We start from the raw sequence: 1071 nt of genomic DNA, 5'->3' as shown, positions 1-1071 counted from the left end.
GGTCGACCGAGCGGACCTTATGCGGCGTTCGGGCGACCTCAGGGCCGCATACCTTGCCGGGGCAGCCTCAGGGCAGCAGAGCCGCAAGTGCGCGGTGTGCCGGGCCGGGAGATTACTTTCGGGCAGCGCGCGCGAAGGCCAACGCCGCGGCCACCGTGGCCACCGCGATCGCACCGGCGCCGACGATCGGGCCGGTCGCCCGCTCCAGGGTCGGCAGCAGCGGGGTGGGATTGGAGAACGTCAGGATGGGCCAGCCGCGCTCGAGAGCCTCGCGACGCAACACCCGATCCGGATTGACCGCCGAGGGATGGCCGACCTCCTCGAGCATCGGCAGGTCCGTCGACGAGTCGGAATAGGCGTAGCTGGAGTCCAGGTCGTAGCCGTAGCGCTCGGCGAAGGCACGAATCGCCACCGCCTTGCCGGGGCCCTGGCAGTAGAACTCGATCTCGCCGCCGTAGCGGCCGTTCTCGTCGCGGTTCATCCGGGTGCCGGCGTAGTGGTCGGCCCCGAGCATGCGCGCGATCGGCGCGATGAGTTCCTCGCCCGACGCTGACACGATCACCAGATCGTGCCCCAACGCCCGATGCTCGGCCAGCAGTTCCTGGGCCTCGAGGTACACGGTCGGGGAGACCGTGTCGGTCAGTCCCTCGGTGACAATCCGCTCGACCTTCTCCGGCTCCCAGCCCTTGGTGGCCGTCGCCATGGCCTGGCGCACTTTGTTCATCTGCTCGTCGTCCGCGTCGGACAGGCTGAACGCCAGCTGCGTGTACGCGAGGTCGATCACCGATCGGCGGGAGAGCAGGCCCTCGTCGAGGAACGACTTGTTGAACGCGAACACGGACGACGTGGCGATGATCGTCTTGTCGAGGTCGAAGAAGGCGGCGACCCTGCGGCGGCGATGCGGCGGCCTGGGACCCTGGCGGCGTGGGGCGGACACGGTGCAACCATACGGTCCTTGCGCTGCGACCGCCGGTAAGTGATAATGTTCATGCCCCTGCAATGAGGGGTATCCCCCCAAGGTGCTCAGTTCACTCCCCCCGAGAACTGAGACTTTGAGAAACCGCGACATCC

1 protein-coding gene is annotated in these 1071 nt (G+C 67.8%); it reads right to left on the bottom strand.

Going from position 1 to position 1071, the window contains the following annotated elements; all coding sequences use genetic code 11:
• Positions 1 to 112 precede the first annotated feature (112 nt).
• Positions 113 to 937, bottom strand: a complete 825-nt coding sequence (locus G6016_RS13580; RefSeq protein WP_182633168.1) for an HAD-IB family hydrolase — start codon at positions 935 to 937, stop codon at positions 113 to 115.
• Positions 938 to 1071: the final 134 nt, after the last annotated feature.

The sequence above is a fragment of the Dietzia aerolata genome (assembly GCF_014144865.1).
In the GTDB taxonomy this organism is placed as follows: domain Bacteria; phylum Actinomycetota; class Actinomycetes; order Mycobacteriales; family Mycobacteriaceae; genus Dietzia; species Dietzia aerolata.
The sequence above is the reverse complement of the archived record's forward strand: the minus strand, read 5'-3'. Positions and strand labels throughout refer to the sequence as shown.